This window comes from Streptomyces sp. NBC_00370 (genome assembly GCF_036084755.1).
In the GTDB taxonomy this organism is placed as follows: Bacteria; Actinomycetota; Actinomycetes; order Streptomycetales; family Streptomycetaceae; genus Streptomyces.
This window is the reverse complement of sequence record NZ_CP107968.1, coordinates 6,847,794-6,871,921: the sequence shown is the minus strand read 5'-3', so window position 1 is coordinate 6,871,921 and position 24,128 is coordinate 6,847,794. Positions and strand designations below refer to the sequence as shown.

20 protein-coding genes and 1 pseudogene are annotated in these 24,128 nt (G+C 70.5%); 12 read left to right on the top strand and 9 right to left on the bottom strand.

The genetic code is table 11. The annotated features are described in order from the left end of the window. Positions 1-63: 63 nt before the first annotated feature. Positions 64-2,526 carry an MFS transporter gene (locus OHS57_RS30705; protein WP_443042995.1) on the bottom strand — a complete coding sequence of 821 codons (2,463 nt, stop codon included), beginning with the start codon at positions 2,524-2,526 and terminating at the stop codon, positions 64-66. A gap of 411 nt (positions 2,527-2,937) precedes the next feature. Further along, positions 2,938-3,378, bottom strand: a pseudogene (locus OHS57_RS30700) (SRPBCC family protein); the annotation flags it as partial. Positions 3,379-3,515: 137 nt separating this feature from the next. Between OHS57_RS30700 and OHS57_RS30695 the strand changes: the two are divergent. The 3 genes from OHS57_RS30695 to OHS57_RS30685 all read left to right on the top strand — a co-directional run bounded on the left by OHS57_RS30695 (position 3,516) and on the right by OHS57_RS30685 (position 5,580). Continuing rightward, positions 3,516-4,565 (top strand): Rv2578c family radical SAM protein, encoded by a 1,050-nt coding sequence (locus OHS57_RS30695; protein ID WP_328584000.1) that lies wholly within the window; start codon positions 3,516-3,518, stop codon positions 4,563-4,565. An 83-nt stretch (positions 4,566-4,648) separates the two neighbouring features. Further along, positions 4,649-5,053, top strand: a complete 405-nt coding sequence (locus OHS57_RS30690; RefSeq protein ID WP_328583999.1) for a RidA family protein — start codon at positions 4,649-4,651, stop codon at positions 5,051-5,053. Between the two features lie 26 nt (positions 5,054-5,079). After that, positions 5,080-5,580 carry a GNAT family N-acetyltransferase gene (locus tag OHS57_RS30685; RefSeq protein WP_328583998.1) on the top strand — a complete coding sequence of 167 codons (501 nt, stop codon included), beginning with the start codon at positions 5,080-5,082 and terminating at the stop codon, positions 5,578-5,580. Positions 5,581-5,594: 14 nt separating this feature from the next. Here the strand turns inward: OHS57_RS30685 and OHS57_RS30680 are convergent, their stop codons facing one another. Continuing rightward, positions 5,595-6,161 carry an adenylosuccinate lyase gene (locus tag OHS57_RS30680; RefSeq protein WP_328583997.1) on the bottom strand — a complete coding sequence of 189 codons (567 nt, stop codon included), beginning with the start codon at positions 6,159-6,161 and terminating at the stop codon, positions 5,595-5,597. Positions 6,162-6,525: 364 nt separating this feature from the next. Here OHS57_RS30680 and OHS57_RS30675 point away from each other — a divergent pair, with 364 nt between their 5' ends. The 9 genes from OHS57_RS30675 (at position 6,526) to pssA (ending at position 17,308) form a co-directional block, all read left to right on the top strand. Then, on the top strand, positions 6,526-8,307 hold the full coding sequence (locus tag OHS57_RS30675; protein ID WP_328583996.1) for a 3-hydroxyacyl-CoA dehydrogenase family protein: 1,782 nt from the start codon (positions 6,526-6,528) through the stop codon (positions 8,305-8,307). Between the two features lie 82 nt (positions 8,308-8,389). After that, positions 8,390-9,202, top strand: a complete 813-nt coding sequence (locus OHS57_RS30670; RefSeq protein WP_041997094.1) for a TetR family transcriptional regulator — start codon at positions 8,390-8,392, stop codon at positions 9,200-9,202. A gap of 402 nt (positions 9,203-9,604) precedes the next feature. Further along, on the top strand, positions 9,605-10,942 hold the full coding sequence (ccrA, locus tag OHS57_RS30665) for a crotonyl-CoA carboxylase/reductase (protein ID WP_041997092.1): 1,338 nt from the start codon (positions 9,605-9,607) through the stop codon (positions 10,940-10,942). Then, the gene (locus OHS57_RS30660; protein WP_328583995.1) at positions 10,942-12,948 is read left to right on the top strand and encodes a protein meaA; all 2,007 of its coding nucleotides are present in this window, start codon (positions 10,942-10,944) and stop codon (positions 12,946-12,948) included. Before ccrA ends, OHS57_RS30660 begins: the two co-directional genes overlap by 1 nt. Then, the gene (locus OHS57_RS30655; RefSeq protein WP_328583994.1) at positions 12,945-13,907 is read left to right on the top strand and encodes an HpcH/HpaI aldolase/citrate lyase family protein; all 963 of its coding nucleotides are present in this window, start codon (positions 12,945-12,947) and stop codon (positions 13,905-13,907) included. Before OHS57_RS30660 ends, OHS57_RS30655 begins: the two co-directional genes overlap by 4 nt. 3 nt (positions 13,908-13,910) lie before the next feature. Continuing rightward, on the top strand, positions 13,911-14,438 hold the full coding sequence (locus OHS57_RS30650; RefSeq protein WP_328583993.1) for a MaoC family dehydratase: 528 nt from the start codon (positions 13,911-13,913) through the stop codon (positions 14,436-14,438). A gap of 1 nt (position 14,439) precedes the next feature. Further along, positions 14,440-15,645, top strand: coding sequence for an acyl-CoA dehydrogenase family protein (locus OHS57_RS30645; RefSeq protein WP_041992584.1), 1,206 nt, complete (start codon positions 14,440-14,442; stop codon positions 15,643-15,645). A gap of 180 nt (positions 15,646-15,825) precedes the next feature. Further along, a complete protein-coding gene (locus tag OHS57_RS30640; protein ID WP_041992581.1) occupies positions 15,826-16,473 on the top strand; it encodes a phosphatidylserine decarboxylase in 648 nt (215 codons plus the stop codon). Then, entirely contained in the window at positions 16,460-17,308 is an 849-nt protein-coding gene (gene pssA / locus OHS57_RS30635) for a CDP-diacylglycerol--serine O-phosphatidyltransferase (RefSeq protein ID WP_041992578.1), read from the top strand. The genes OHS57_RS30640 and pssA overlap by 14 nt, the downstream gene beginning before the upstream one ends. A 61-nt stretch (positions 17,309-17,369) precedes the next feature. Here pssA and OHS57_RS30630 read toward each other — a convergent pair whose 3' ends face one another. The 6 genes from OHS57_RS30630 to OHS57_RS30605 form a co-directional block, all read right to left on the bottom strand. Further along, positions 17,370-18,644 (bottom strand): ABC transporter substrate-binding protein, encoded by a 1,275-nt coding sequence (locus tag OHS57_RS30630; protein ID WP_328583992.1) that lies wholly within the window; start codon positions 18,642-18,644, stop codon positions 17,370-17,372. Then, positions 18,641-19,699, bottom strand: a complete 1,059-nt coding sequence (locus OHS57_RS30625; RefSeq protein ID WP_328583991.1) for a branched-chain amino acid ABC transporter permease — start codon at positions 19,697-19,699, stop codon at positions 18,641-18,643. The genes OHS57_RS30630 and OHS57_RS30625 overlap by 4 nt, the downstream gene beginning before the upstream one ends. Further along, on the bottom strand, positions 19,692-20,582 hold the full coding sequence (locus OHS57_RS30620; protein WP_041992570.1) for a branched-chain amino acid ABC transporter permease: 891 nt from the start codon (positions 20,580-20,582) through the stop codon (positions 19,692-19,694). Before OHS57_RS30620 ends, OHS57_RS30625 begins: the two co-directional genes overlap by 8 nt. After that, a complete protein-coding gene (locus OHS57_RS30615; protein WP_328585207.1) occupies positions 20,579-21,346 on the bottom strand; it encodes an ABC transporter ATP-binding protein in 768 nt (255 codons plus the stop codon). The genes OHS57_RS30620 and OHS57_RS30615 overlap by 4 nt, the downstream gene beginning before the upstream one ends. Before the next feature lie 62 nt (positions 21,347-21,408). After that, a complete protein-coding gene (locus OHS57_RS30610) occupies positions 21,409-22,200 on the bottom strand; it encodes an ABC transporter ATP-binding protein (protein ID WP_328583990.1) in 792 nt (263 codons plus the stop codon). A 763-nt stretch (positions 22,201-22,963) separates the two neighbouring features. Next, the gene (locus tag OHS57_RS30605; protein ID WP_328583989.1) at positions 22,964-24,121 is read right to left on the bottom strand and encodes a glycerate kinase; all 1,158 of its coding nucleotides are present in this window, start codon (positions 24,119-24,121) and stop codon (positions 22,964-22,966) included. Positions 24,122-24,128: the final 7 nt, after the last annotated feature.

The window sequence follows — 24,128 nt, the reverse complement described above, 5'->3', positions numbered from 1 at the left end:
CCGCCGGGCAATGAACTAATAGGTGGTGCGCCCGCGCACGGCAAATTATTGACTGAAATTCAGTCAGTCCTCGTGGCCCAGTTGGAGATCCCGTTCGGTGCGTCCGCCGCCCGCCACCTGGAGCACCGTGGCGACCGGCGGATAGCCCGCCGCGATCACCGTGTACTCGCCCGACGAGAGGTCGACGAACCGGAAGGTGCCGTCGGCGTTGGTGGTGAGGGTGTCCACCACGTTCCCCGCCGCGTCGAGCAGGGTGACCCGGGCGTCCTCGACCGGCCGGCCGCCGCCGGCCCGTACCGTACCCCGCAGCACGGCGCCGCCCGCCAGCTCGATGTCCTGCCGGGTCTCCCGCGACGCCTGCACACTGACCGGCAGCGCTGCGGGGCGGAAGGCGGGGGCGCTCGCCGCCAGGGTGTACTCCCCCGCGACCAGCTCGGCGATCACATAACCGCCCTCACGGCCGCTGCGGGTACTGGCCACCACCTCGCCGCGCACGTCCGTCAGCGTCACGGCCGCGTCCCGTACGGGGGTGCCGTCGGCGGTGACGACGACCCCGGCGAGCCGGCCCGCCCCGCCCAGCACCACGTCCAGCTCGACGGGCCGCTCGCCGACGGTGACCGTCACGGCCTGCGGCTGGTGCCCGCCGGCCGCCGCGATCATCACGTACGACCCGGCGCCCGGCACACTGAGCGCGTACCGCCCGTCGGCGCCGCTCGCACCGCGGCCGATCTGCTGCCCCTGGACGTCGATGAGCGTGAGCGCGGCGCGCGGCACCGTACTGCCGTCGTAGTGCTGGACCGTGCCGCAGACGGCGACACCCGAGGTGTACGCGGGCTGGGTCGGCGCGACGGGGGCGACGGGCGGGGCGAACGGTGAGGGTTCCTGGGCGGCCGCGATGCGCGCGGTGGGGACCTCGGTGGACTCGGCGGCTGAGGCGTTGTGGGACACCAGCGGTTTCTCCTTGAGGAAGAAGGCGATGAAGAGGCCGAGGACAAGCACCGGCACGAGATAGAGGAAGATCCGCGGCATCGCGTCGGCGTACGCCTGGATGTAGCCGTCGCGCAGGGCGGGCGGCAGCGCGTGCACCATCTGCGGGGTGATGGACTCGGGGCTGGGCAGCCCGGCCCCCGCGGGGATGCGGTCGGCGAGCGCGTCGGTCAGCCGGTTGGCGAAGAGCGTGCCGAAGACGGCCGCCCCCACACTGCCGCCGATCTGCCGGAAGTAGTTGTTGGCGCTGGTCGCCGTGCCGAGGTCGGAGGGCGGTACGGAGTTCTGCACGGCGAGCACGAGCACCGACATCACCATGCCGACCCCGAGACCGAGCACCGCCTGCGCGATCCCGGTCTCCAGGCCTGAGGTGCCGGTGTCGAGCCGGGACAGCAGCCACATGCCGACGGCGGCGACGGCGGTGCCCAGCACCGGGTAGATCTTGTAGCGGCCGGTACGGCTGATGAGCTGCCCGGAGACGATCGACGCGCCGACGACACCGCCCATCATGGGCAGCATCAGCAGCCCCGACTCGGTGGCGCTCGCGCCGTCGACCATCTGCAGGTACGTCGGCAGATAGCTGGCGGCGCCGAACAGCGCGACACCGATGACCGCGCCGACCAGGCTGGTGGTGTTGAAGACCGTGTCGCGGAACAGCCGCAGCGGGATGATCGGTTCGGCGGCGAAGTGCTCGACGACCAGGAACAGCACGGCCGTTCCGAGCGCGCCGGCCGCGAGACCGAGGATGGTCCGCGAGCCCCACGCGTACTCCGTACCGCCCCAACTGGTCAGCAGTACGAGGCAGGTGGAGGCCGCGGCGAGCAGCGCGGCGCCGAGCACGTCCAGCCGGCCCCTGACCGCCTTCTTGGGAAGGCGCAGGACGACGGAGACGACGGCGAACGTGACCACACCGAACGGCACGTTGAAGTAGAAGCACCAGCGCCAGGACGCGTGGTCGGTGAAGAAGCCGCCGAGCAGCGGCCCCGCCACGGAGGCGAGACCGAAGGCGGCGCCGATCAGCCCCATGTAGCGGGCGCGCTGCCGGGGCGGCACGATGTCGGCGATGATCGCCTGGACCCCGATCATCAACCCGCCGGCGCCGATGCCCTGGACCGCGCGGAAGGCGATCAGTTCGTTCATGGAACGCGACCAGCCGGTGAGGGCCGAGCCGATGGTGAAGGCGACGATCGCGAACAGGAAGACGCCCTTGCGCCCGAAGAGGTCGCCGAGCTTGCCGTAGATCGGCAGACCGATGGTGGAGGTCAGCAGATAGGCGGTGATCGCCCAGGACATCCGGTCCAGGCCGTGCAGTTCGCCGACGATCTTCGGCAGGGCCGTGGCGACGATCATCTGGTCGAGCGCCGCCAGCAGCAGCGCGAGCATCAGGCCGACGAAGACCAGCCGCACCCGGCGCGGGCTGAGCACCTCGCCCGGCGCCACCCCGTCGGATCCGGTCGGTGGTGGCTGCGGCGGACCGGCCACCGCGGGAGCGGACACCAGTGTCCGCTCGTCGTCCTTCACCAGAGTGATCCCGCCCACGTACTGCTCCCCTCGTCACGCCCGCACCCGGCACACTTGCGCGGCGTCATTCTTCGCATTGCGCGCCAAGCAGGAGCAAGCGGGATGCTCACGAACGAAGGGGGTTACGGCGGGGGCGTGTTGTGCGTGGGAGCCCGCGCCGGGGCGCTCATCAGGGGCTTTCCCGCGACGCATCACGCGCGGAGCGCGGTACGGCGCCGCGGGGAAAACCACCCGAATCGGTGACCCCGGCGGGAGTGACCGAGGGAGCTTGGTTGCCCGGGACTACTTCTTCTCACCCTCGGCGGGGTCGGTCACCGCGGGCTCGGTCGCGGCAGGCCCGGTCGCGGCCTTGTCGCCGGGGGCCACCTCGACGTCTCCGCCGGACTTCTCGGCTCCGGACTTCTCGGCTCCGGCCGTCGCGGCCCCGGCCTTCTCGGTCTCGGCGGCGAGCCTCGCCAGGATCGTGCTGTAGATACGGCCGAGTCCCTTGGGCGCGAAGGTGCGCTCGAAGAAGCCGCCCACACCGCCGGCGCCGTCCCAGACCGTGGTGACGACGGCCTTCGAACCGCCCTCACCCGCCGGGGTGACGACCCAGGTGGTGACCATGGAGGAGTTGCGGTCCTTCTCGACCAGCTGACCGTCCGTGGGCTCCGTGACCTCCAGCAGACAGTCGCGGATTCGCTTGCTGGTGGCCTGGAGCTTCCAGTGGACGAGGGTCCCCTCGCCGTCGCCGCCCTCGCGCACCTCGTACTCGCTGAACTGCTCGGGCAGGAGCTTCGCACGGGTGTCCCGGTAGTCGGCCAGCGCGTCGAACACGGTCTCCGCGTCCGCCGCGATGATCCGCTCCGTCGTGGCCTCGACCTGCGCCATGGCTGTTCCTCCAGCACTCGGTTCTTGGGTGAAGTGCGGACAGCCAACCACCCCCGGCGCGCCCGCCCAAATCGGGGTGGCCGACATTGAACGAACAAATGTTCTATTCTCTGAGGAGCACTACCGAGGAGGCAGCCATGCGCTGGGACAATCTGGTCGAGAACCCCGGGACAACTGGGGACATCGCGCTCTTCGGGACGGACGCGGTGACCACACGCACCTTCGACACCCCCGAATTCCGCGGCATCACCTTCCATGAAATACGTGCCCGCTCGATCGTGAACCGGGTGCCGGGAGCGTCCCGTATGCCGTTCGAATGGACGGTCAACCCGTACCGCGGCTGCACGCACGCCTGCGTCTACTGCTTCGCGCGCAAGACCCACAGCTATCTGGACCTCGACACCGGACTCGGCTTCGACTCCCAGATCGTCGTCAAGATCAACGCCCCGGAGCTGCTGCGGCGCCATCTCGCGTCGCCCCGCTGGGAGGGGGCGCACATCGCGATGGGCACGAACGTCGACTGCTACCAGCGGGCCGAGGGCCGCTACCGGCTGATGCCCGGCATCATCTCGGCGCTCACCGAGCGCGCGAACCCGTTCTCCATCCTCACCAAGGGCACGCTGATCCTCCGCGACCTGGAGCTGCTGCGGCAGGCGGCGGCCGTCACCGAGGTGGGCATCTCCGTCTCGGTCGGCTCGGTCGACCAGGAGCTGTGGCGCACCGTCGAGCCCGGCACGCCCTCACCGGAGCGCCGGCTCGACGTCGTACGGGCGATGTCGGAGAACGGGATCGGCTGCGGGGTGCTGATGGCGCCGGTCATCCCCTTCCTGGGCGACCGGCCCGACCAGCTCCGGGCGACGGTACGGGCGATAGCGGCGGCCGGCGCGACCTCCGTGACCCCGCTCGTCCTGCATCTGCGGCCCGGCGCGCGCGAGTGGTTCATGGCCTGGCTCGCCGAGCGCCATCCGCACCTGGTGCGGCGGTACGAACGGCTCTACGCGGAGGGCGCCTACGCCCCGAAGTGGTACCAGCGCCGCATCACCGGCCAGGTGCACGCGCTGGCCGACGAGTACGGCATCGGCCCCGCGGCCCGGGGAGCGTCGCGCCGGCTGTCCGTACCGACGGACCCGGACCTGCCGACCGCGCGGCAGCCCGAACAGGAGGCCACGCAGCTCACGCTGTTGTGACCGGGGGGGGCGGGAGCCGGGGGCCGGCCGTCGGCCGCGAAACCCCTTGGCGCGTTGTCAGTGGCATCGGCCAGGATGGGCGCATGAGTGGACTCACCCATGTACCGGCGCCCGAAGGCGTCGCCCCCGGCAACGGCTACAGCCATGTCGTGTACGGCACGGGCACGTTCGTCGCGGTGTCCGGCCAGTGCGCCTTCGACGGGGACGGCAAGCTCGTCGGGGAGGGCGACGCGGCCGCCCAGGCGCGCCAGGTCTTCGAGAATCTGCGCCGCTGCCTCGCCGCCGCGGGCGCCACCTTCGCCGATGTCGTCAAGCTGACGTACTTCGTCACGGACGTCGCCCATCTGCCCGCGATCCGGATCGCGCGCGACGAGGTCGTGGACACCGCACGCCCGCCGGCCAGTTCGGCGATCCAGGTGGCCGCGCTGTTCCGGCCCGAACTGCTGCTGGAGATAGAGGCGTTCGCCGTCGTCGGGGAGAAGGGCTGAGCGGGGGGCCGGTCCGGATCCGGGACATGACGGCGGACGACTGCGAGGCCGTCGCGCGGATCCGGGTGCGCGGCTGGCAGCACGCGTACGCGGGGCTGATGCCCACGGCCTACCTGGACGCGATGAGCGTCGAGGAGGACGCCGCGCGCCGGCGGGAGCAGTTCGGCGCCGGGGGAAGCCGGGTGGTGAACGTCGTCGCGGAACGCGCGGGCGAGGCCGTCGGCTGGGGCTGCTTCGGCCCGAGCCGGGACACCGGAGCGCCGGACGGCACGGCGGAGCTGTACGCCCTCTACGTACGCCCCGAACACCTGTCCACCGGCGTCGGCCGGTCCCTGATGGCCGAGTTGCGCGTACGCGCGGCGGCGCGGGGATACCGGTCGATGTCGCTGTGGGTACTGACGGACAACGCCCGGGCACGCCGCTTCTACACGAAGGCGGGCTTCACGCCTGACGGAGCGAGCGAGTCGTACGAGGTGGCGAACGTCCCCGTACCGGAGGTGCGGTACGCGGCGCGCCTGAACGCCTAGGCCCTGTCCGGGCGTCAGGCCAGGCGGGTCAGGGCCTCGGTCGCCGCCGGGCGGAGCCCCGGGGTTTCGAGGGCCGCCCGCAGCACCGTCGTGGCGCGCGGGTCGCCCAGCTCGCCCAGGCCTTCGACGCAGGCGAGTGCCACCCGCCAGTGTGGTTCGTCCGGGGCCAGCAGCCGCTCCAGCGTGGTGATCAGTGCCGGTACGGACTCGGGCGCGCGCAGTTCGGTGAGCAGGCGGACGGGGTGCAGGGCGTACGCCGTGCGCATCGCGTTCGTGGCCAGCGCTGCCGCCGCCCGCGCCGTGCGGGGGTCGGCGAGCCGCGCCAGGGCGTACGAGGCGCCGACGCAGCGCTCCGGGTCGCGGTGGTTGAGCAGCAGGACCAGCGTCTCGAAGGCCCGGCTGTCGCCCGCGCAGCCCAGCCGGAAGGCCGCGATCTCCCGTGCCCATAACGGCCGTTCGCGCTCGACGAGCACGACGGCCAGCTCCTCGTCGTCCTCGGTGGCGATGAGCCGTTCGTACGCGGCGCAGCCGCCGGACTCGTCCCGCACCCGGTCCGCGAGAGAGCGGAAGTCCTCGTTCATGGCGGCCAGAGTATCCGTGACCCAGACCACATCCGCCAGCCAGGACGGAGGTCTGGCGCGCTCGTTACCCGTCGGTTAACCTCAGATGAGCGGGTGACCCCCGCGGCTCCCGGCGGCCTGGTGACGCAGCCGTCGAGAGCGCAGTGCAGTCGGTTCGGCACGAGTTCAGTACGAGCGACGCGACCCCGGGACAGGGTGGCGCCCTCCTGACCCGCAGGAATCCGCAGGGATCCCGCACCAATCCGCAGGACACGCGGCGCACCACGAGCGACGCACGGCACCCGGCGCACCGCCCCGTGCACACGTGCGCGCGCCCGCCGCCGCCCCCCTTCAGTCGTCACTCTTCCTCCCCTGGAGTCCCGTGATGGACATCCCTCTCTCCACCATCGCCGTCGTCGGCCTCGGCACCATGGGGACCGGCATCGCCGAGATCCTCACCCGGGCCGGCCGCGAGGTCGTCGGTATCGACATCAGCGACGCGGCCACGGCCCAGGCCGTCACCGCGCTCGAAGCCTCCACCGCCCGCGCCGTGGAGCGCGGGCGGCTCACCGAGCAGGAGCGGCGTACCGTCCTCGCCCGGTTCCGTACCTTCACCGATCTGCGGGCCGCCGCCGACGCCGGTCTGGTGATCGAGGTGGTGCCCGAGTCGTACGAGACCAAGCAGCAGGTCTTCCGCGCCCTGGACGGCATCGTCAGCCCCTCCGCCGTCCTCGCGACGGGCACGAACGCGCTGTCGGTGACCCGGCTCGCCGCGGACTCGGCGCACCCCGAGCGGGTGCTCGGGCTGCACTTCTTCAACCCGGCGCCGGCGATGAAACTGGTCGAGGTGGTCCGTACGGTCCTCACCGCACCGGCCGCCGTCGAGGCGGTCACCGCGCTCGCCCGTGAGCTGGGCAAGGAGCCGGTCGCCGTCGGTGACCGGCCGGGCTTCGTCGCCGACGGGCTGCTCTTCGGCTATCTCAACCAGGCAGCGGCGATGTACGAGGCCAAGTACGCGTCGCGCGAGGACATCGACGCCGCGATGCGGCTGGGCTGCGGGCTGCCGATGGGGCCGCTCGCCCTCCTCGACCTGATCGGCGTCGACACCGCGCGCACGGTGCTCGAAGCGATGTACGCGGCGTCGCGCGACCGGCTGCACGCGCCGGCGCCGGTGCTCAGACAGCTCAGCGAGGCGGGGCTCACCGGGCGCAAGTCGGGCCGCGGCTTCTACACGTACGAGGCGCCGGGCAGCGCCACCGTCGTCCCCGACGCGCTCACCCCGCCCGACCGCACCGGGACGGACGGGGCGCGGACCGTCACATCGGTGGGGGTCGCCGGTTCCGGCACGATGGCGAGCGGCATCGCCGAGGTCTTCGCGAAGGCCGGGTACGACGTGGTGCTGGCGGCGCGCGGCCCGGAGAAGGCGGCGGCGGCCAAGGACCGGGTCGCCACGTCGCTTCAGCGATCCGTCGACAAAGGGCGGCTGACGGCGGAGGCCAGGGCCGAGGCGCTGGCCAGGATCGCGCCGGCCGGTTCGCTCGACGCGTTCGCCGAGGTCGATTTCGCCGTCGAGGCGGTGGTGGAGGACCTGGAGGTCAAGCGGCAGCTGTTCGCCACCCTCGACAAGGTCTGCCGTCCCGGCGCCGTCCTCGCGACGACCACCTCGTCGCTGCCGGTGATCGCGTGCGCCCGCGCCACCTCGCGCCCCCGCGACGTCGTCGGTATGCACTTCTTCAACCCGGCCCCGGCCATGAAACTGGTCGAGGTGGTCCGTACGGTCCTCACGTCGGACGAGGCGCACGCCGCGGTGCACGAGGTGAGCGCGGCGATCCGCAAGCATCCGGTGGACTGCGGCGACCGGGCGGGCTTCATCGTGAACGCGCTGCTTTTCCCGTACCTGAACAACGCGGTCAAGATGGTGCAGGAGCACTACGCGACGCTCGACGACATCGACGCGGCGATGAAGCTCGGCGGCGGCTACCCGATGGGGCCCTTCGAACTCCTCGACGTGGTCGGTCTCGACGTGTCCCTCGCCATCGAGCGGGTGCTGCACCGCGAGTTCCGTGACCCGGGCCTCGCCCCCGCGCCGCTGCTGGAGCATCTGGTGGCCGCCGGGTGCCTGGGCCGCAAGACCGGGCGCGGCTTCCGCGAATATGCGCGGCGCTGACGGCGGGGCCGCGCCCGGCGGCGATCCGGGCGGCCCCGCCCCGCAGGAGATTTCCGCAGGGCGGATGCAGTACGTTCACCTCATGTCCCAGTCGGCCAAATCCTCCCGTACGACTGCCAGGTCCGATGCTCCTGAGACTGCGGCGAGTACCCGCGCCGCGGCCCAGCGGCTGAAGATGCGCCGCGAACTGGCGGCGGCGGCGATGGAGCTGTTCGCCACCAAGGGGTACGAGGCGACGACGGTCGACGAGATCGCGGCGACGGCCGGGGTCGCGCGCCGCACCTTCTTCCGGCATTTCAGGTCGAAGGAAGAGGCGATCTTCCCCGACCACGACGACACGCTCGTACGGGCCGAGGCCGTGCTGAACGCGGCCCCGGCCCACGAGCACCCGCTGGACACGGTGTGCCGCGGCATCAAAGAGGTCATGCGGATGTACGCGGCGTCGCCCGCCGTCTCCGTCGAGCGCTACCGGCTGACCCGTGAGGTGCCCACGCTGCGCGAGCGGGAGATCGCTTCGGTGGCGCGCTACGAGCGGCTGTTCACCCGCTATCTGCTGGGGCACTTCGACGAGCACGACCACACCGACGGCAACGACGACCCGCTGCTGGCCGAGGTGGCCGCCTCTGCCGTCGTCACCGCGCACAACCATGTGCTGCGGCGCTGGCTGCGGGCCGGCGGCAAGGGCGACGTGGAGGCGCAGCTCGACCACGCCTTCGAGATCGTCCGTGACACGTTCGGCGCGGGCATCGGCGCGGGCCGTACCGTCGGCGGCAAGCCGGAGCGGGCGGCGGCGACCGCGCGTACCAGCGGGGACGTGCTGGTGACGGTGGCGCATGTGGACGCGCCGCTGGACGAGGTCATGCGGACCATCAAAAAGGCGCTCAAGAACGCGTAGCGGCGCGACGCGGCCGTCCCGAGCGCGTGTCGTCCCCGGCGGGACGACGATCCGTATATAGAAATGCCGGTGGGGTCACATGCCGGAGGGGCCGTCCCCCTCCGTTCGTCGTCGCGCCCAGTCGCGATCACGGAAAGTGAGTAGCCGATGACCCGAGGCGTCCGCCGGGGAAATTACTGGCACGCAGTGTCTTGTCAGCTGGCACGGCGTGCCATACCGTGAAGGTGTCCGGATGTCCCCGCAGGCCATCTCGCCAGCGCCCCGGACGCCTGCGTCACAGGCACCCTCCGCGCCCACCCGGCGCCGCCGATCAGCATGACCTCGATCAGCCACACCCGCCGGACCGACGGCACACGCACCCCCTCAGCGTTCCCGAAAATACGCTTCGCCGGAGGCGACACCGTGAAGGAAATCCTGGACGCCATCGAGTCACCGGACAGCACGTCCGCCGACTTCGCCGCGCTGCCCGTCCCCGAGTCCTACCGCGCCGTGACCGTGCGCAAGGACGAGACGGAGATGTTCGCAGGACTGCCCACCAACGAGAAGGACCCCCGCAAGTCGCTCCACATCGACGACGTGCCCGTGCCGGAACTCGGCCCGGGCGAGGCACTGGTCGCCGTGATGGCCAGCTCGGTCAACTACAACTCCGTCTGGACGTCCATCTTCGAGCCGATGGCGACCTTCGGGTTCCTGGAGCGCTACGGCAAGCTCAGCGAGCTGACCAGGCGTCACGACCTGCCGTACCACGTCATCGGCTCCGACCTGGCCGGTGTCGTGCTGCGCACCGGCCCCGGTGTCAACGCCTGGCACCCGGGTGACGAGGTCGTCGCCCACTGTCTCTCCGTCGAGCTGGAGTCGTCCGACGGGCACAACGACACGATGCTCGACCCGGAACAGCGGATCTGGGGCTTCGAGACCAACTTCGGCGGCCTCGCCGAGCTGGCGCTCGTCAAGTCCAACCAGCTCATGCCCAAGGCGGCGCACCTGAGTTGGGAGGAGGCGGCGGCGCCGGGGCTGGTCAACTCGACGGCGTACCGCCAGCTGGTCTCACGCAACGGCGCCGGGATGAAGCAGGGTGACAACGTGCTGATCTGGGGCGCCAGCGGCGGACTCGGCTCGTACGCCACGCAGTTCGCGCTCGCCGGCGGCGCCAACCCCGTCTGTGTGGTGTCCAGCCCGCAGAAGGCGGAGCTGTGCACCCGGATGGGCGCCGAGGCGGTCATCGACAGGAACGCCGAGGAGTACCGGTTCTGGAAGGACGAGCACCACCAGGACCCGCGCGAGTGGAAGCGGTTCGGCAAGCGCATCCGCGAGGTCACCGGCGGCGAGGACGTCGACATCGTCTTCGAGCACCCGGGCAGGGAGACCTTCGGCGCCAGCGTGTACGTGACCCGCAAGGGCGGCACGATCGTCACCTGCGCCTCCACGTCCGGCTACACGCACGAGTACGACAACCGCTATCTGTGGATGTCCCTCAAGAGGATCGTGGGCTCGCACTTCGCCAACTACCGCGAGGCGTGGGAGGCCAACCGGCTGGTGGCGAAGGGCAAGATCCACCCCACCCTCTCGAAGGTGTACGCGCTCCAGGACACCGGACAGGCCGCGTACGACGTCCACCGCAATCTGCACCAGGGCAAGGTCGGTGTGCTGGCGCTCGCGCCCCGCGAGGGAATGGGCGTGCGGGACGAGGAGAAGCGCGCCGAACACATCGACGCCATCAACCGGTTCCGGACGCTGTGATGGGCGAGAAGGACCGCCCGTGGCTGATGCGGACGTACGCGGGCCACTCCACGGCCGAGGCGTCCAACGCGCTCTACCGGCGCAACCTCGCCAAGGGCCAGACCGGGCTCTCCGTCGCCTTCGACCTGCCGACCCAGACCGGTTACGACCCGGACCATGTGCTCGCCCGCGGCGAGGTCGGCCGGGTCGGCGTGCCGGTCACCCATCTCGGCGACATGCGGCGGCTGTTCGAGGACATCCCGCTGGACCGTACGAACACCTCCATGACCATCAACGCCACCGCCATGTGGCTGCTGGCGCTGTACCAGGTGGTCGCCGAGGAGCAGGGCGCCGATCTCGCGCGGCTCCAGGGGACGACGCAGAACGACATCGTCAAGGAGTACCTGTCACGCGGCACGCATGTGTTCCCGCCGGTGCCGAGTCTGCGGCTCACCACGGACATGATCACGTACACGGTGAACCACATCCCCCGCTGGAACCCCATCAACATCTGCAGCTACCACCTCCAGGAGGCGGGAGCCACCCCCGTCCAGGAGATCGCCTACGCGATGTCGACCGCGGTCGCCGTGCTGGACGCGGTGTTCGCCTCGGGGCAGATCGCCGACGACCGCAAGGGTGAGGTGGTCAGCCGGATCTCCTTCTTCGTCAACGCCGGCGTCCGGTTCGTCGAGGAGATGTGCAAGATGCGCGCCTTCTCGCGCATCTGGGACCAGCTGACCCGCGAGCGGTACGGCGTCGCGGACGCCAAGCAGCGCCGCTTCCGCTACGGCGTCCAGGTCAACTCCCTAGGTCTGACGGAGGCGCAGCCGGAGAACAACGTCCAGCGCATCGTGCTGGAGATGCTGGGCGTCACACTCTCCAAGGACGCCCGCGCCCGCGCCGTACAACTCCCCGCCTGGAACGAGGCGTTGGGACTGCCCCGGCCGTGGGACCAGCAGTGGTCGCTGCGGATCCAGCAGGTACTCGCGCACGAGAGCGATCTGCTGGAGTACCCGGACCTCTTCGAGGGCTCGCACGTGGTCGAGGCGAAGGTGGCCGAGCTGGTCACCGAGAGCCTCGCCGAGATGGCCAGGATCGAGGAGATGGGCGGTGCGATGGCAGCCGTCGAGTCCGGCTATCTCAAGTCGCGGCTGGTGTCGGCGCACGCCGAGCGGCGCGCGCGCATCGAGTCGGGCGACGAGAAGATCGTCGGCGTCAACTGCTACGAGTCGACGGAGCCCAGCCCGCTCACCGCCGACCTCGACACCGCGATCATGACGATCGACCCGGCCAACGAGGCGCGGGTGGTGGCCGCCCTGCACACCTGGCGCGAGCACCGCGACGAACCGCGCGCCACGGAGGCGCTGACCGCGCTGCGCAAGGCAGCCGCCGGCACCGGCAATCTGATGGAACCCACCGTGGAGTGCGCCAGGGCCGGTGTGACGACCGGCGAGTGGGCCTGGGCGCTGCGCGACGTCTTCGGCGAGTTCCGCGCTCCTACGGGCGTCGGCGGCGCGCCGGTGACCGCCGCGGCCGAGGCCGGCACACCGCTGGCCGCCGTACGCGCGAAGGTCGCGGACACCGCGCGGGACCTGGGGGTCGGCCGACTGCGGCTGCTCGTGGGCAAGCCGGGGCTCGACGGGCACTCCAACGGCGCCGAGCAGATCGCGGTGCGCGCGCGGGACGCCGGGTTCGAGGTCGTCTACCAGGGCATCAGGCTGACGCCCGAGCAGATCGTCGACGCGGCGCTCGCCGAGGACGTGCACTGCGTGGGGCTCTCGATCCTGTCCGGGTCGCACGCGGCGCTGGTGCCCGACGTACTGGCGCGGCTGCGCGAGGCGGGCGCCGGTGACGTACCGGTCATCGTCGGCGGGATCATCCCCGCCGGCGACGCGCGCACACTGCTCGGCGCCGGTGTGGCCGCCGTCTTCACCCCGAAGGACTTCGGTATCACGGAGATCATCGGCCGTATCGTCGACGAGATCCGCTCCGCCAACGCACTCGCTCCTCTGGAGGTCCCCGCATGACGTCCGTGAACCGTCTCAGGCCCCGCCGCTCCTGCCTCGCGGTGCCGGGATCGAACCCGCGCTTCCTGGAGAAGGCCCAGGGGCTCCCGGCCGACCAGGTCTTCCTCGACCTGGAGGACGCCTGCGCGCCGCTCGCCAAGGAGGGCGCCCGGCACACCATCGTGGACGCGCTCAACAAGGGCGACTGGACGGGCAAGACACGGGTCGTACGGGTCAACGACTGGACGACGCAGTGGACTTACCGTGACGTCGTCACGGTGGTCGAGGGCGCGGGGCAGAACCTCGACTGCCTGATGCTGCCGAAGGTGCAGGACGCGCAGCAGGTCGTCGCGCTGGACCTGCTGCTGACGCAGATCGAGAAGACGATGGGCTTCGAGGTCGGCAGGATCGGCATCGAGGCGCAGATCGAGAACGCCAAGGGGCTGGTGAACGTCGACGAGATCGCCGCCGCCTCGCCGCGTCTTGAGACCATCGTCTTCGGCCCCGCCGACTTCATGGCGTCCATCAACATGAAGACCCTGGTGGTGGGCCAGCAGCCGCCCGGTTACGGCGCCGACGCGTACCACTACATCCTGATGCGCATCCTGATGGCGGCCCGCACCCATGACCTCCAGGCGATCGACGGCCCGTTCCTGCAGATCCGGGACGTGGACGCGTTCCGCGAGGTGGCGGGGCGCGCCGCCGCTCTCGGCTTCGACGGCAAGTGGGTGCTGCACCCCGGGCAGATCGAAGCGGCCAACGAGATCTTCTCCCCCTCGCAGGACGACTACGACCACGCCGAGCTGATCCTCGACGCGTACGAGTACTCCACGTCGGAGGCGGGCGGCAAGAAGGGCTCGGCGATGCTCGGCGACGAGATGATCGACGAGGCCAGCCGCAAGATGGCGCTGGTGATCTCCGGCAAGGGCCGCGCCGCCGGCATGCGGCGCACCACCTCCTTCGAAGCCCCGGAGGTGTGAACGATGCAGTTCGGGCGCACATTTGAGGAGTTCGAGGTCGGCGCGGTCTACAAACACTGGCCGGGCAAGACGGTCACGGAGTACGACGACCATCTGTTCTGTCTGCTGACCATGAACCACCACCCGCTGCACATGGACGCCAACTACGCGGGCAGCACGACGGACTTCGGCAAGAACGTGGTCGTGGGCAACTACGTCTACTCGCTGCTGCTCGGCATGTCGGTGCCCGACGTCTCGGGCAAGGCCATCGCCAATCTGGAGGTCGAGTCGCTGAAGCACATCGCACCGACCTTCCACGGCGACACGCTCTACGGCGAGTCGACGGTCCTCGCGAAGACCCCGTCGCGGTCCAAGGCGGACCGGGGCATCGTCCAGGTCGAGACCCGGGGCTACAACCAGGACGGCACGGTGGTGTGTGTCTTCCGCCGCAAGGTGATGGTCCCCACCCGGGCCTATGTCGAGGAGCGCGGCGGCGAACAGCCGGGCCGCCCCGAACCGCTGGATCCGCCGCAGAAGTCACGGGAGAAGTGAGATGAGCCGACTCGCACAGACAGCGGACCTGACCGACGTACAGCGCGAGATCCTGTCGACGGTAAGGGACTTCGTCGACAAAGAGATCATCCCGGTCGCCACCGAACTCGAGCACCGCGACGAGTACCCGCAGCAGATCGTCGAAGGACTCAAGGAACTGGGCCTGTTCGGGCTGATGATTCCGGAGGAGTACGGCGGACTCGGTGAGTCCCTGCTCACCTACGCGCTGTGCGTGGAGGAGATCGCCCGCGGCTGGATGTCCGTCTCGGGCATCATCAACACCCATTTCATCGTGGCCTACATGCTCAAGCAGCACGGCACCGAGGAGCAGAAGGACACCTTCCTGCCCCGGATGGCGGCGGGCGAGGTGCGCGGCGCCTTCTCCATGTCGGAACCGGGGCTCGGCTCGGACGTGTCGGCCATCACGTCCAAGGGCGTCAGGGACGGCGACGACTTCGTACTCACGGGCCAAAAGATGTGGTTGACGAACGGTGGGACGTCCACACTCGTCGCCGTGCTGTGCCGGAGTGACGAAGGACATCCCGAAGGCACCGCGCGGCACAAGTCGATGACGACGTTCCTGGTGGAGAAGGAGCCCGGTTTCGGCGAGGTGCGTCCCGGGCTCACCATCCCGGGGAAGATCGACAAGATGGGGTACAAGGGCGTCGACACGACCGAGCTCATCATGGACGGACTTCGCATTCCGGCCAATCGGGTACTCGGCGGCACGACCGGCCGAGGGTTTTACCAAATGATGGACGGTGTCGAAGTCGGCCGTGTCAATGTCGCGGCGCGTGGCTGCGGCGTCGCACAACGCGCCTTTGAACTGGGCGTCTCATATGCCCAGCAGCGGCACACTTTCGGCAAGGCCATCGCCGAGCACCAGGCCATCCAGTTCAAGCTCGCCGAGATGGCTACCAAGGTCGAGGCGGCGCATGCGATGATGGTCAACGCGGCACGCAAAAAGGACTCCGGTGAACGAAACGACCTGGAGGCAGGGATGGCGAAGTACCTCGCCTCCGAGTACTGCAAGGAAGTCGTCGAGGACGCCTTCCGGATCCACGGCGGTTACGGCTTCTCGAAGGAGTACGAGATCGAGCGACTCTACCGGGAGGCGCCGATGCTGCTGATCGGCGAAGGTACCGCCGAGATCCAGAAAATGATCATTGGGCGCCGACTGTTGGAGGAGTACCGATTCCAGGGCTGATTGTCGCTTTTGAGGTTGTTTCGCGACGGATAAGATCACACCCTGTCGCCATCTGACACTGGCTTCAAGCCGCTCGACTCGGGTGCTGGCTTGCTCAGTTGTGGCTCGCAACCGATACCATCGGTGGAAAGCCGCCGTCCCCCGTTGCCAGCGCGGCATCATCCGCTACGAAGGTCATCCATGCCCCACAGCCAAACCTCTGCACCACGCGGCCGGGTCCGCCTCGCGCGCGGAGCATCGCCGTGGCTCCTCCCGACCGTCGCGACCGCAGCGATCGGCCTGGCCCGTGCCCGCCGCTCCAAGGGCGCCGCCGCATTCGCCGTGCCCGTCACCGTACTCGCGGCGGGCATGCTGTGGTTCTTCCGCGACCCGGAGCGTGAGATCACGCAGGGCCGCGTCATCTCCCCCGCCGACGGTGTGGTGCAGAGCATCATGCCGTGGAAGGACGGACGCACCCGCGTCGCCATCTTCATGAGCCCGCTGAATGTTCACGTCAACCGCGCTCCCCTCGCGGGCACGGTGACCTCCGTCGAGCACATTCCCGGCGGGTTCGTTCCGGCTTTCAACAAAGAGAGCGAGAACAACGAACGCGTCGTCTGGCACTTCGACACCGAGCTCGGTGACATCGAGATGGTGCAGATCGCCGGCGCCGTGGCCCGTCGCATCGTTCCTTATCTGCCGCAGGGCACCAAGGTGGAGCAGGGCGAGCGTATCGGCCTGATCCGGTTCGGCTCGCGCGTCGACATCTACCTTCCCGAAGGTGTGGATGTCGCTGTCGAGGTCGGTCAGGCCACGACCGCAGGGGTGACTCGAATTGACCGTCATTGATCCCGAGACTCAGACCGGCTGGGTCGCCGAGGCGCAGGAGGAGGACGAGGCGGAAGACATTCCGCTGTCCTTGCGGCTGTCGATAGCGGACACCCTCACACTCGGCAACGCCACCTGTGGCTTCATGGCGGTGTACTTCACCACCACCGGCATCCTCATCCCGCATCTCACGGGCAGTGACGAGAGCGGCATGGCGCGGCACTCCGCGGCCACCGCCGTGATCCTGATGCTGTGCGCGGCGATCTTCGACCTGTTCGACGGGCTCGTGGCGCGCCGGCTGCGCAGCTCGCCGATGGGCGCCGAGCTGGACAATCTCTCCGATCTGATCAGCTTCGGTCTCGCGCCGGCGTACTTCGTCCTCGTCTACGGCATGGTCGCCGACGACGCGCACCAGCGGGTGTCGGCGCTGGCGGCGATCGTGGTGCTGCTGGCCGTCGTGCTGAGGCTGGCCAGATTCTCCTGTGTGACGCTGAAGGACGGCATGTTCCAGGGCATGCCGAGCCCCTTCGGCGCGCTGACGGTCGTCTCGATCGTGCTGCTGGAGCTCCCCTTCGTGCCCACGCTGCTCGCCATCATCGGCGTGGCGTGGCTGATGGTGAGCCGGGTCGAGTACCCGAAGCCGCGCGGCATTCTCGCGGTGGCGATGCTCAGCTGGATCGTCTCGGCGATGGCACTGCTGGCGGCCTGGGCGTTCGACGCGCCCGGCGGGCAGCTGCTGCTGCAGACCGGCTGTGCGCTCCAGGTGGTGACGGGCGCGGTGATCCCGCTGTTCGCCACGGCACGGCGCGTGAACACGTTCCGTGACAACCGCCGTGAGGCGCGCGCGGAGCAGTAGGAGTACGAAACGTGAAAGAGGGGCCCGGGTGCGGATCGCACCCGGGCCCTCTTCGTTCGTCTCAGCCGCCGGCCGTGACCTGGAACGCCTCGGCGTTCTTGGCTGTCCCCGCGGGCCGTACCACCCGCAGCCCGCCCGGCACCTTGTCGTCCGGCTTCATGATCACGGACTGCCGGGTGGACGGGGCCGCCGGGTCCGAGAAGTCGTGCGTGATACCGAAGCCCTGGTACGAGGACGTGGACAGCAACGCCTTGCCGACCCCCGCCCGGGTCAGGTCCTTGGCGTCGCACGCCTTCTTCAGCACATCGCCGTAGAGCGTCCCGGCGACGTAACCGGCCACCACCCCGTTGTCCAGCTCCGCCTTCGGATAGGCCGCCTTGTACTCCTTGGCGAGCTTGGCGGGCGCGGGCTCGTCCGAGCCGATCGGCAGCGTCGAGGCCGCCATGTAGTAGTCCTTCATCAGCGCGGGGCCCGCCTGGGTGGCGAGCAGCTGCGGCGCGAACGTCGAGTTGTTGCCGACGACGGGGACGTCGAAGCCGCTCGCCGCCGCGACGCCCACCAGCGAAGCGGTCTGCGCCGGGCCCGCGCTGATCACGATGGCCTTGACGCCGGCCCTCTTCAAGGTCGCGACCTGGGCCGACATGTCGTTGTCCGTCGGTTTGATCTTCTGCTCGACGATGGTGAGCCCGGCCTGCTCGGCCTCGTACTTCGACCCGGCGAGCGCGTTCTCGCCGTAGTCGCCCTCGAAGTAGACATGCCCGACCTTGTCGCCCTTGGCGATGCGCTTCTCGCTGACCAGGTAGTCGAGGGCGTTGATGGTCTCGATGTCGTACGTCGCGCCGATCACCCGTACGTACTCGCTGCCCAGCAGACTCGCCGACCAGGCCTGCGGCAGGACGAGCCCCTTGTCCTGGCCGTCGATGCGCTGCTTGACCGCCGCGACGAACGGCGAGCCGATGAACTGGGCGAAGCCCAGCACGTTCGGCGCCAGCTCGTTGTAGGCCGTGACGGCCTTCTGCGGGTCGTAGCCGTGGTCGCGCACGGTCAGCTTGATGTCCCGGCCGCAGATGCCACCCGCCGCGTTGACCTGCTTCGCCCAGAGCTGCTGGGCCTGTGTGACGCTCTTGCCGAGCGAGGCGTAGACACCCGTCAGGTCGGTGAGGACACCGAGCGTGATGGTCTTGTCGGTGACGCCCTGCCCGGTCTTCACTCCCCCGGCGTCTGCCCCCTCCTTGTCGCTGTCGGTCGCCTTGCCGCTGCACGCCGTGAGCGTCAGCGCCAGGACGGCCAGCAGCGCGGCGCCGCCTCTGAGCGTGGTGATGGGACGTGGCTTCATTTCTTCTCCCGTGAGGACAGGGTCGGGCGGGTGAGGCCGCCGGGCAGGAACAGGACCACCGCGACGATCGCGGCGCCGTACAGATAGCGGGCGGCCTCACCGGGGGCTACGCCGCCCGCGCCTGGCTCGGAGACCAGCGGAAGGCCGTCGCTGTAGTGGGTGAGCACCTGGGGCAGCAGCGAGACGAAAGCGGCGCCGACGACCGCTCCGGCGACCGAGCCGAGGCCGCCGATGACGATCATCGCCAGGTACTCCAGGGCCAGCGTCATACCGAAGTAGTCCGGTACGGTCCGCTGGAAGATCAGGGCCAGCAGCACACCGGCCAGACCCGCGTACATCGAGGAGAGGACGAACACGGCGGCCCGGTAGCGGGCCACCGGCACGCCCATCACGCCGGCCGCCGTGCGGTGGTCGCGTATCGCGTTCATGGCCCGTCCGGGCCGGCCCCGCAGCACCCCGCGGGCGAACAGACCACAGCCCAGCAGCGCGGCCAGCGCCACGTACCAGAGCTTCTCCGACGACTGGAACGGCACGGCCGCCACGACGGTGACACTGTCGTCGAAGCGGATGCCGAACAGCGACAGCGGCGGTACGTCACGGCCGTTGAAGCCGCCGGTGAGCCCGGTCGCGTCGAACAGCACGTGCTGCCCGATGAAGATCAGCGCCAGCGTCGCGATCCCCAGATACGCGCCGCGCAGCCGCCCGGCGATGGGGCTGAAGATCCCGCCCGCCACCCCGGCGAGCAGTACGGCCAGCACGGCGGCGAGCCAGGTCGGCAGCCCGAGCCCGGCGAGCCGGTGGCCGCCCGCGCTCCCGCCGTCACCGGCGAAGACGCAGTAGCCGTACGCGCCCACGGCGAGGAAGAACGCGTGCCCCATGGAGAGCTGCCCGGTCGCACCGGTCAGCAGATTCAGCCCGATGGCGCCGACCGCCGCCGCCATGGCGAACAGCCCCGCCTGGAGCCAGAACCGGTCCAGGTAGAACGGCAGGGCCAGCAGCACCAGGGCCCCGGCGGCCCAGCCGTACGTCCGTGGCCCGCGCAGCAGCTCAGACACGGGCCAGCTCCTTCGTACCGAAGAGCCCGGCGGGCCGTACGAGCAGTACGACGAGCATCACCAGATACGGCGCGAGATCGCCGATGCCCCGGCCCAGGAACGTCAGATCGCTCTGGTACCCGGTCGCGAGGGATTCGGTGACCCCGACGATCAGCCCGCCGGCCAGCGCCCCCGTCGTGGAGTCGAGCCCGCCGAGGATCGCGGCGGGGAACGCCTTGAGCGCGGCCAGCGAGGTGGCGCGCTCAAGTCCCGGCGTCGGGAAGACGGTGAGGAACAGCGCGGCGACGGCGGCGAGCGCCCCCGCGACCGCCCAGGCGGACATCGAGACCCGGCCCAGCCGTACGCCCATCAGCGCGGCCGTCCCCGGGTTCTCGGCCGCCGCCCGCATCGACACGCCCCAGTTGGTGTACCGGAACGCCAGCAGGAAGCCCGTGATGAGCACGGCAGCCGCGACGAACGCCGCGACCCGGGTCTGGGCGATCGTGATGTCCCCGAGGGTGAGGACACCGTCGCCCCACGGATCACCGAGCGCCAGCACGTCCGTACCCAGCCTGCGGGTCAGCTCGGTGGTGAGCAGGATGTCGACGCCGATGGTGACGATCGCCAGCACGCTCTGGTCGGAGCCCCGGTAGCGCCGCATCACCAGATACTCCACAGCCGCACCGACCACGGCGGCCCCGGCGATGCCCACGGCGAGCGCCGGCCAGAACCCGATGTCGTCGTGCAGCGACGCGGTGACGTACCCGCCGGCCAACAGCAGTGAGGCGTGGGCGAAGTTGACCACCTCGGTCGCCTTGAAGATCACCACGAAGCCCAGCGCGATCAGCGCGTACACCGAGCCGATCGAAATGCCGCCGAGAAGAAGCTCGATCAGCGTCGTCATGAACCGCTCCCCTCATCAGCGCCCAAGTAGGCCCGCACCACGGCCGGATCGTTCTGTACGCGCTCCGGCGGACCGCTCGCGATCCTGCGGCCGAAGTCCAGTACGGTCACCGCGTCGGCGAGCCGCATCACCACCCCCATGTCGTGTTCGACCAGGACGATCGAGATCCCGAGGCTCTCTCGCACCCCCGACACGACAGCCGCCGTACGCCGCCGCTCGTCGGCGGTCATCCCGGCCACCGGCTCGTCCAGCAACAGGACTTGGGGCTCCATGCACAGCGCCCGCCCCAGCTCGACGAGCTTCTGCTTCCCGTACGGCAGCGCGCCCGCCGGCCGGCCGAGATCCCCGGCGAGACCGACGAACTCGGCGATCTCCGCGACCCGTTCGCGATGCCGGCGCGCCTCGCGGGCGGCCGAAGGCAGCCCGAGCCCCGTCGCGACGAACCCGGCCCGGGTCAGCCGGTGCCGGCCGAGCAGCATGGTCTCCGCGACCGTCGCGTGCGGTGGCAGCGCGAGATTCTGAAAGGTCCGCGCCACGCCGAGCGCGGCGATCCGGTGCGGCGCGAGCCCGGTCAGCTCGTCGTCCCCGAGCCGGACACTGCCCGAGGTGGCGCGGTAGACCCCCGACAGCACGTTGAAACAGGTCGACTTGCCCGCACCGTTCGGACCGATCACGGCGTGCACACTGCCGGGCTCGACGGTGAACGAGACAGCGTCGAGGGCGACGAGACCGGCGAAGCGAACGGTGACGTCGGTGAGGGTCAGCGCGGGTGCCTCGGCCGGCGGGCGCGCGGGGTGGTCGTCCTGCGGGCGCGGGAGTACGTCGCTCACGCCGACCACCGCGCCAGCACCGGCCGCTGAGCGCTGTCCGCGTCCTCGGCTGCGGTCTCGTCCACGACACCGAGATAGCGCCTGCGCACCTCGTCGGACGCGGCGAGCGCGTCCGCGGAGCCTTCGAGCGCGACCTGGCCCACCTCCAGGACGTACGCACTGCTGGCGAGCCGCAGCGCGATGGCCGCGTTCTGCTCGACGAGCAGCACCGACGTACCGCGCTCGTTGATCTCCCGGACGGTGTCCGCGATCCGGGCGGCCATCAGCGGCGCGAGCCCCAGCGACGGCTCGTCCAGCAGCAGCAGCTTCGGCCGCGCCATCAGGGCCCGCCCGAGCGCGAGCATCTGCTGCTCACCACCGGACAGCAACCCGGCCCGCTGCCGCGCGCGTTCGGCGAGAACGGGGAACAACTCGTGCACCTCGCCCAGCGCCCTGGCGGCCTCTTTACGCCCGCCGGACGCCCCCAGCGACCCCGCGCGCAGATTGTCGGCGACCGTCATTCGGGCGAACACCTGCCGCCCCTCGGGCACTTGCACCACCCCGGCGGCCACCACCCGCGCGGGGCTCAGGCCGTCGAGCGACAGCCCGCCGAACCGGACGGTGCCGGTGGCCGCGCCGCGATGGAAACCGAGGGTGCGCGAAATGGCCCGCAGCAAGGTGGACTTACCGGCGCCGTTCCCGCCGAGCACCGCGACGACGCGCCCGGCGGGCACATCGACGGAGACGTCGCGCAGTGCACGCACGGGACCGTAGCCGACGGTCAGGGCACGCACTTCGAGCGCGGCCATGCAGGCTCCTTCCGTCCGGTGATATCCGGAGATGGGAGCCACACCTCAGCATCGGTGCCGTAGCGGGGGCCATGTCGTGGCGGGGAACGGTTGCGGTGTCCCACTGGCGCGAGCGGGTGATTGTGCACGAGCCCAATCGCCGTCCGGCGGGGGTTGCGGGTTCTTGGCTGCGCCGCGGGTTCGCCGTCCGGCGGGGTGTGCGGGTCTGGGTTGCGGTTGTCGTCGTCCGTGCCGGTGTCCGGGTCCTGCGGAGGGGGGTGTCCGGACTGCTTGTCGCATGAGCTCCTTCGCTTTACGTCCGGACACCCCCCTCCTCCGGCCCCGGCCCCCTCCCGTCCGGCGGGTCCCACCCAACCGCCCACGTCAGCGCGGGCAAGCGGTGCCCTGCGGGCAGCGGGGCCGGGCAGCCGTCCCGATCGGCCGGGGGCTGAAAGGGGTCGTGCAGGGGTGGTGTCCGGAGCGTAGAGCGTGATTTGTGGCGCATCTCGGCGGTGGCTCCGCGTCTCGGGAGTACGCGCCGTAAATCATGCAGCGCAGGACACGACCCCGGAACGACACCCGGCAACAACCGCAACCAAGAACCCGCAACCCCGAACCGCGCCGGACGGCGACACCGCGCCCGGCGACCACCGCGTCGCAAACCCGCAACCCCCGAACCGCGCCGGACGGCGACACCGCAGCGCAGGACACGACCCCGGAGGGCCCCCGGCAACAACCGCAACCAAGACCCGCAACCACAAACCGCGCCGGACGGCGACACCCGTCAGATCAGGAAGTCGCGCGCGATGTTCGACGCCAGACGTTCCAGCAGCGGGCCCGCCTGCGACATCGACCGCGCCGCGTCCGGCTCCAGGTCGCTCAGTGCGTACGCGCGGCGGATACCCGCCTTGCCCAGTTCCTCCGGCCGCAGCGCCAGCCGCCCGCAGACCGCGATCACCTCGACGTTCCGCGCACGCGCCGCCGCCGCCACGCCCGCAGGCGCCTTGCCGTGGAGCGTCTGCTCGTCCAGGGAGCCCTCGCCGGTGATGACCAGGGTGGCGCGGGACAGCGCCGAGTCGAAGCCGAGCACGTCGAGCATGACCTCGATACCGGGCCGGAAGCTCGCGTGCAGGCCGACCAGGGCCCCGTAGCCGATACCGCCCGCCGCGCCGGCGCCGGGCGCGTGGGCGAGGCCCGTGGCACGGGAGCCGATGGCGGTCTCCAGGACCTTGGTGTAGTGGGTGAGGGCCGCGTCGAGCGTGGTGACGTCCGCCGCGCTCGCACCCTTCTGCGGACCGTAGATCGCGGCCGCGCCCTTCGGCCCCGTAAGCGGGTTGTCGACGTCGCTCGCGAGGACGATGTTTGTGTCGGCGAGCCGGGGGTCGAGCCCGGACAGGTCGGCGGTCGCGAGGTCGCGCAGGCCGCCACCGCCCGGGCCGACGGGGGCGCCGTCCGCGTCGAGGAGGCGCGCGCCGAGGGCCGTCAGCATGCCCGCGCCGCCGTCGGTCGTCGCGCTGCCACCGACGCCGAAGACGATGTGCGAAGCGCCCGCGTCGAGCGCGGCGGCGAGCAGTTGGCCCGCACCGTACGTCGTGGCGGTGAGGGCGGCGAACACGCCGTCGGGCAGGAGCTGCAGGCCGGAGGACTCGGCCATCTCCACGACCGCCGTGCCGTCGCGCAGCGCGAACGCCGCGGTCACCTCGTCACCGAGCGGTCCGGTGACCCGTACCTCGCGCCGTTCGAATCCGGCGGCCACCGCGGCCGCCACCGTGCCGTCCCCGCCGTCGGCGACGGGGAGCGTCTCCACCGTCGCTTCGGGGGCGACGCTCAGCAGCCCCGCGGTCACCCTCTCGGCGACCTGGACCGCTGTGAGTGAACCCTTGAATTTGTCCGCCGCGATGAGCACGCAGGCGGCCTCACGAAGTACTGCTCCGTCCGTCACTTGCAAT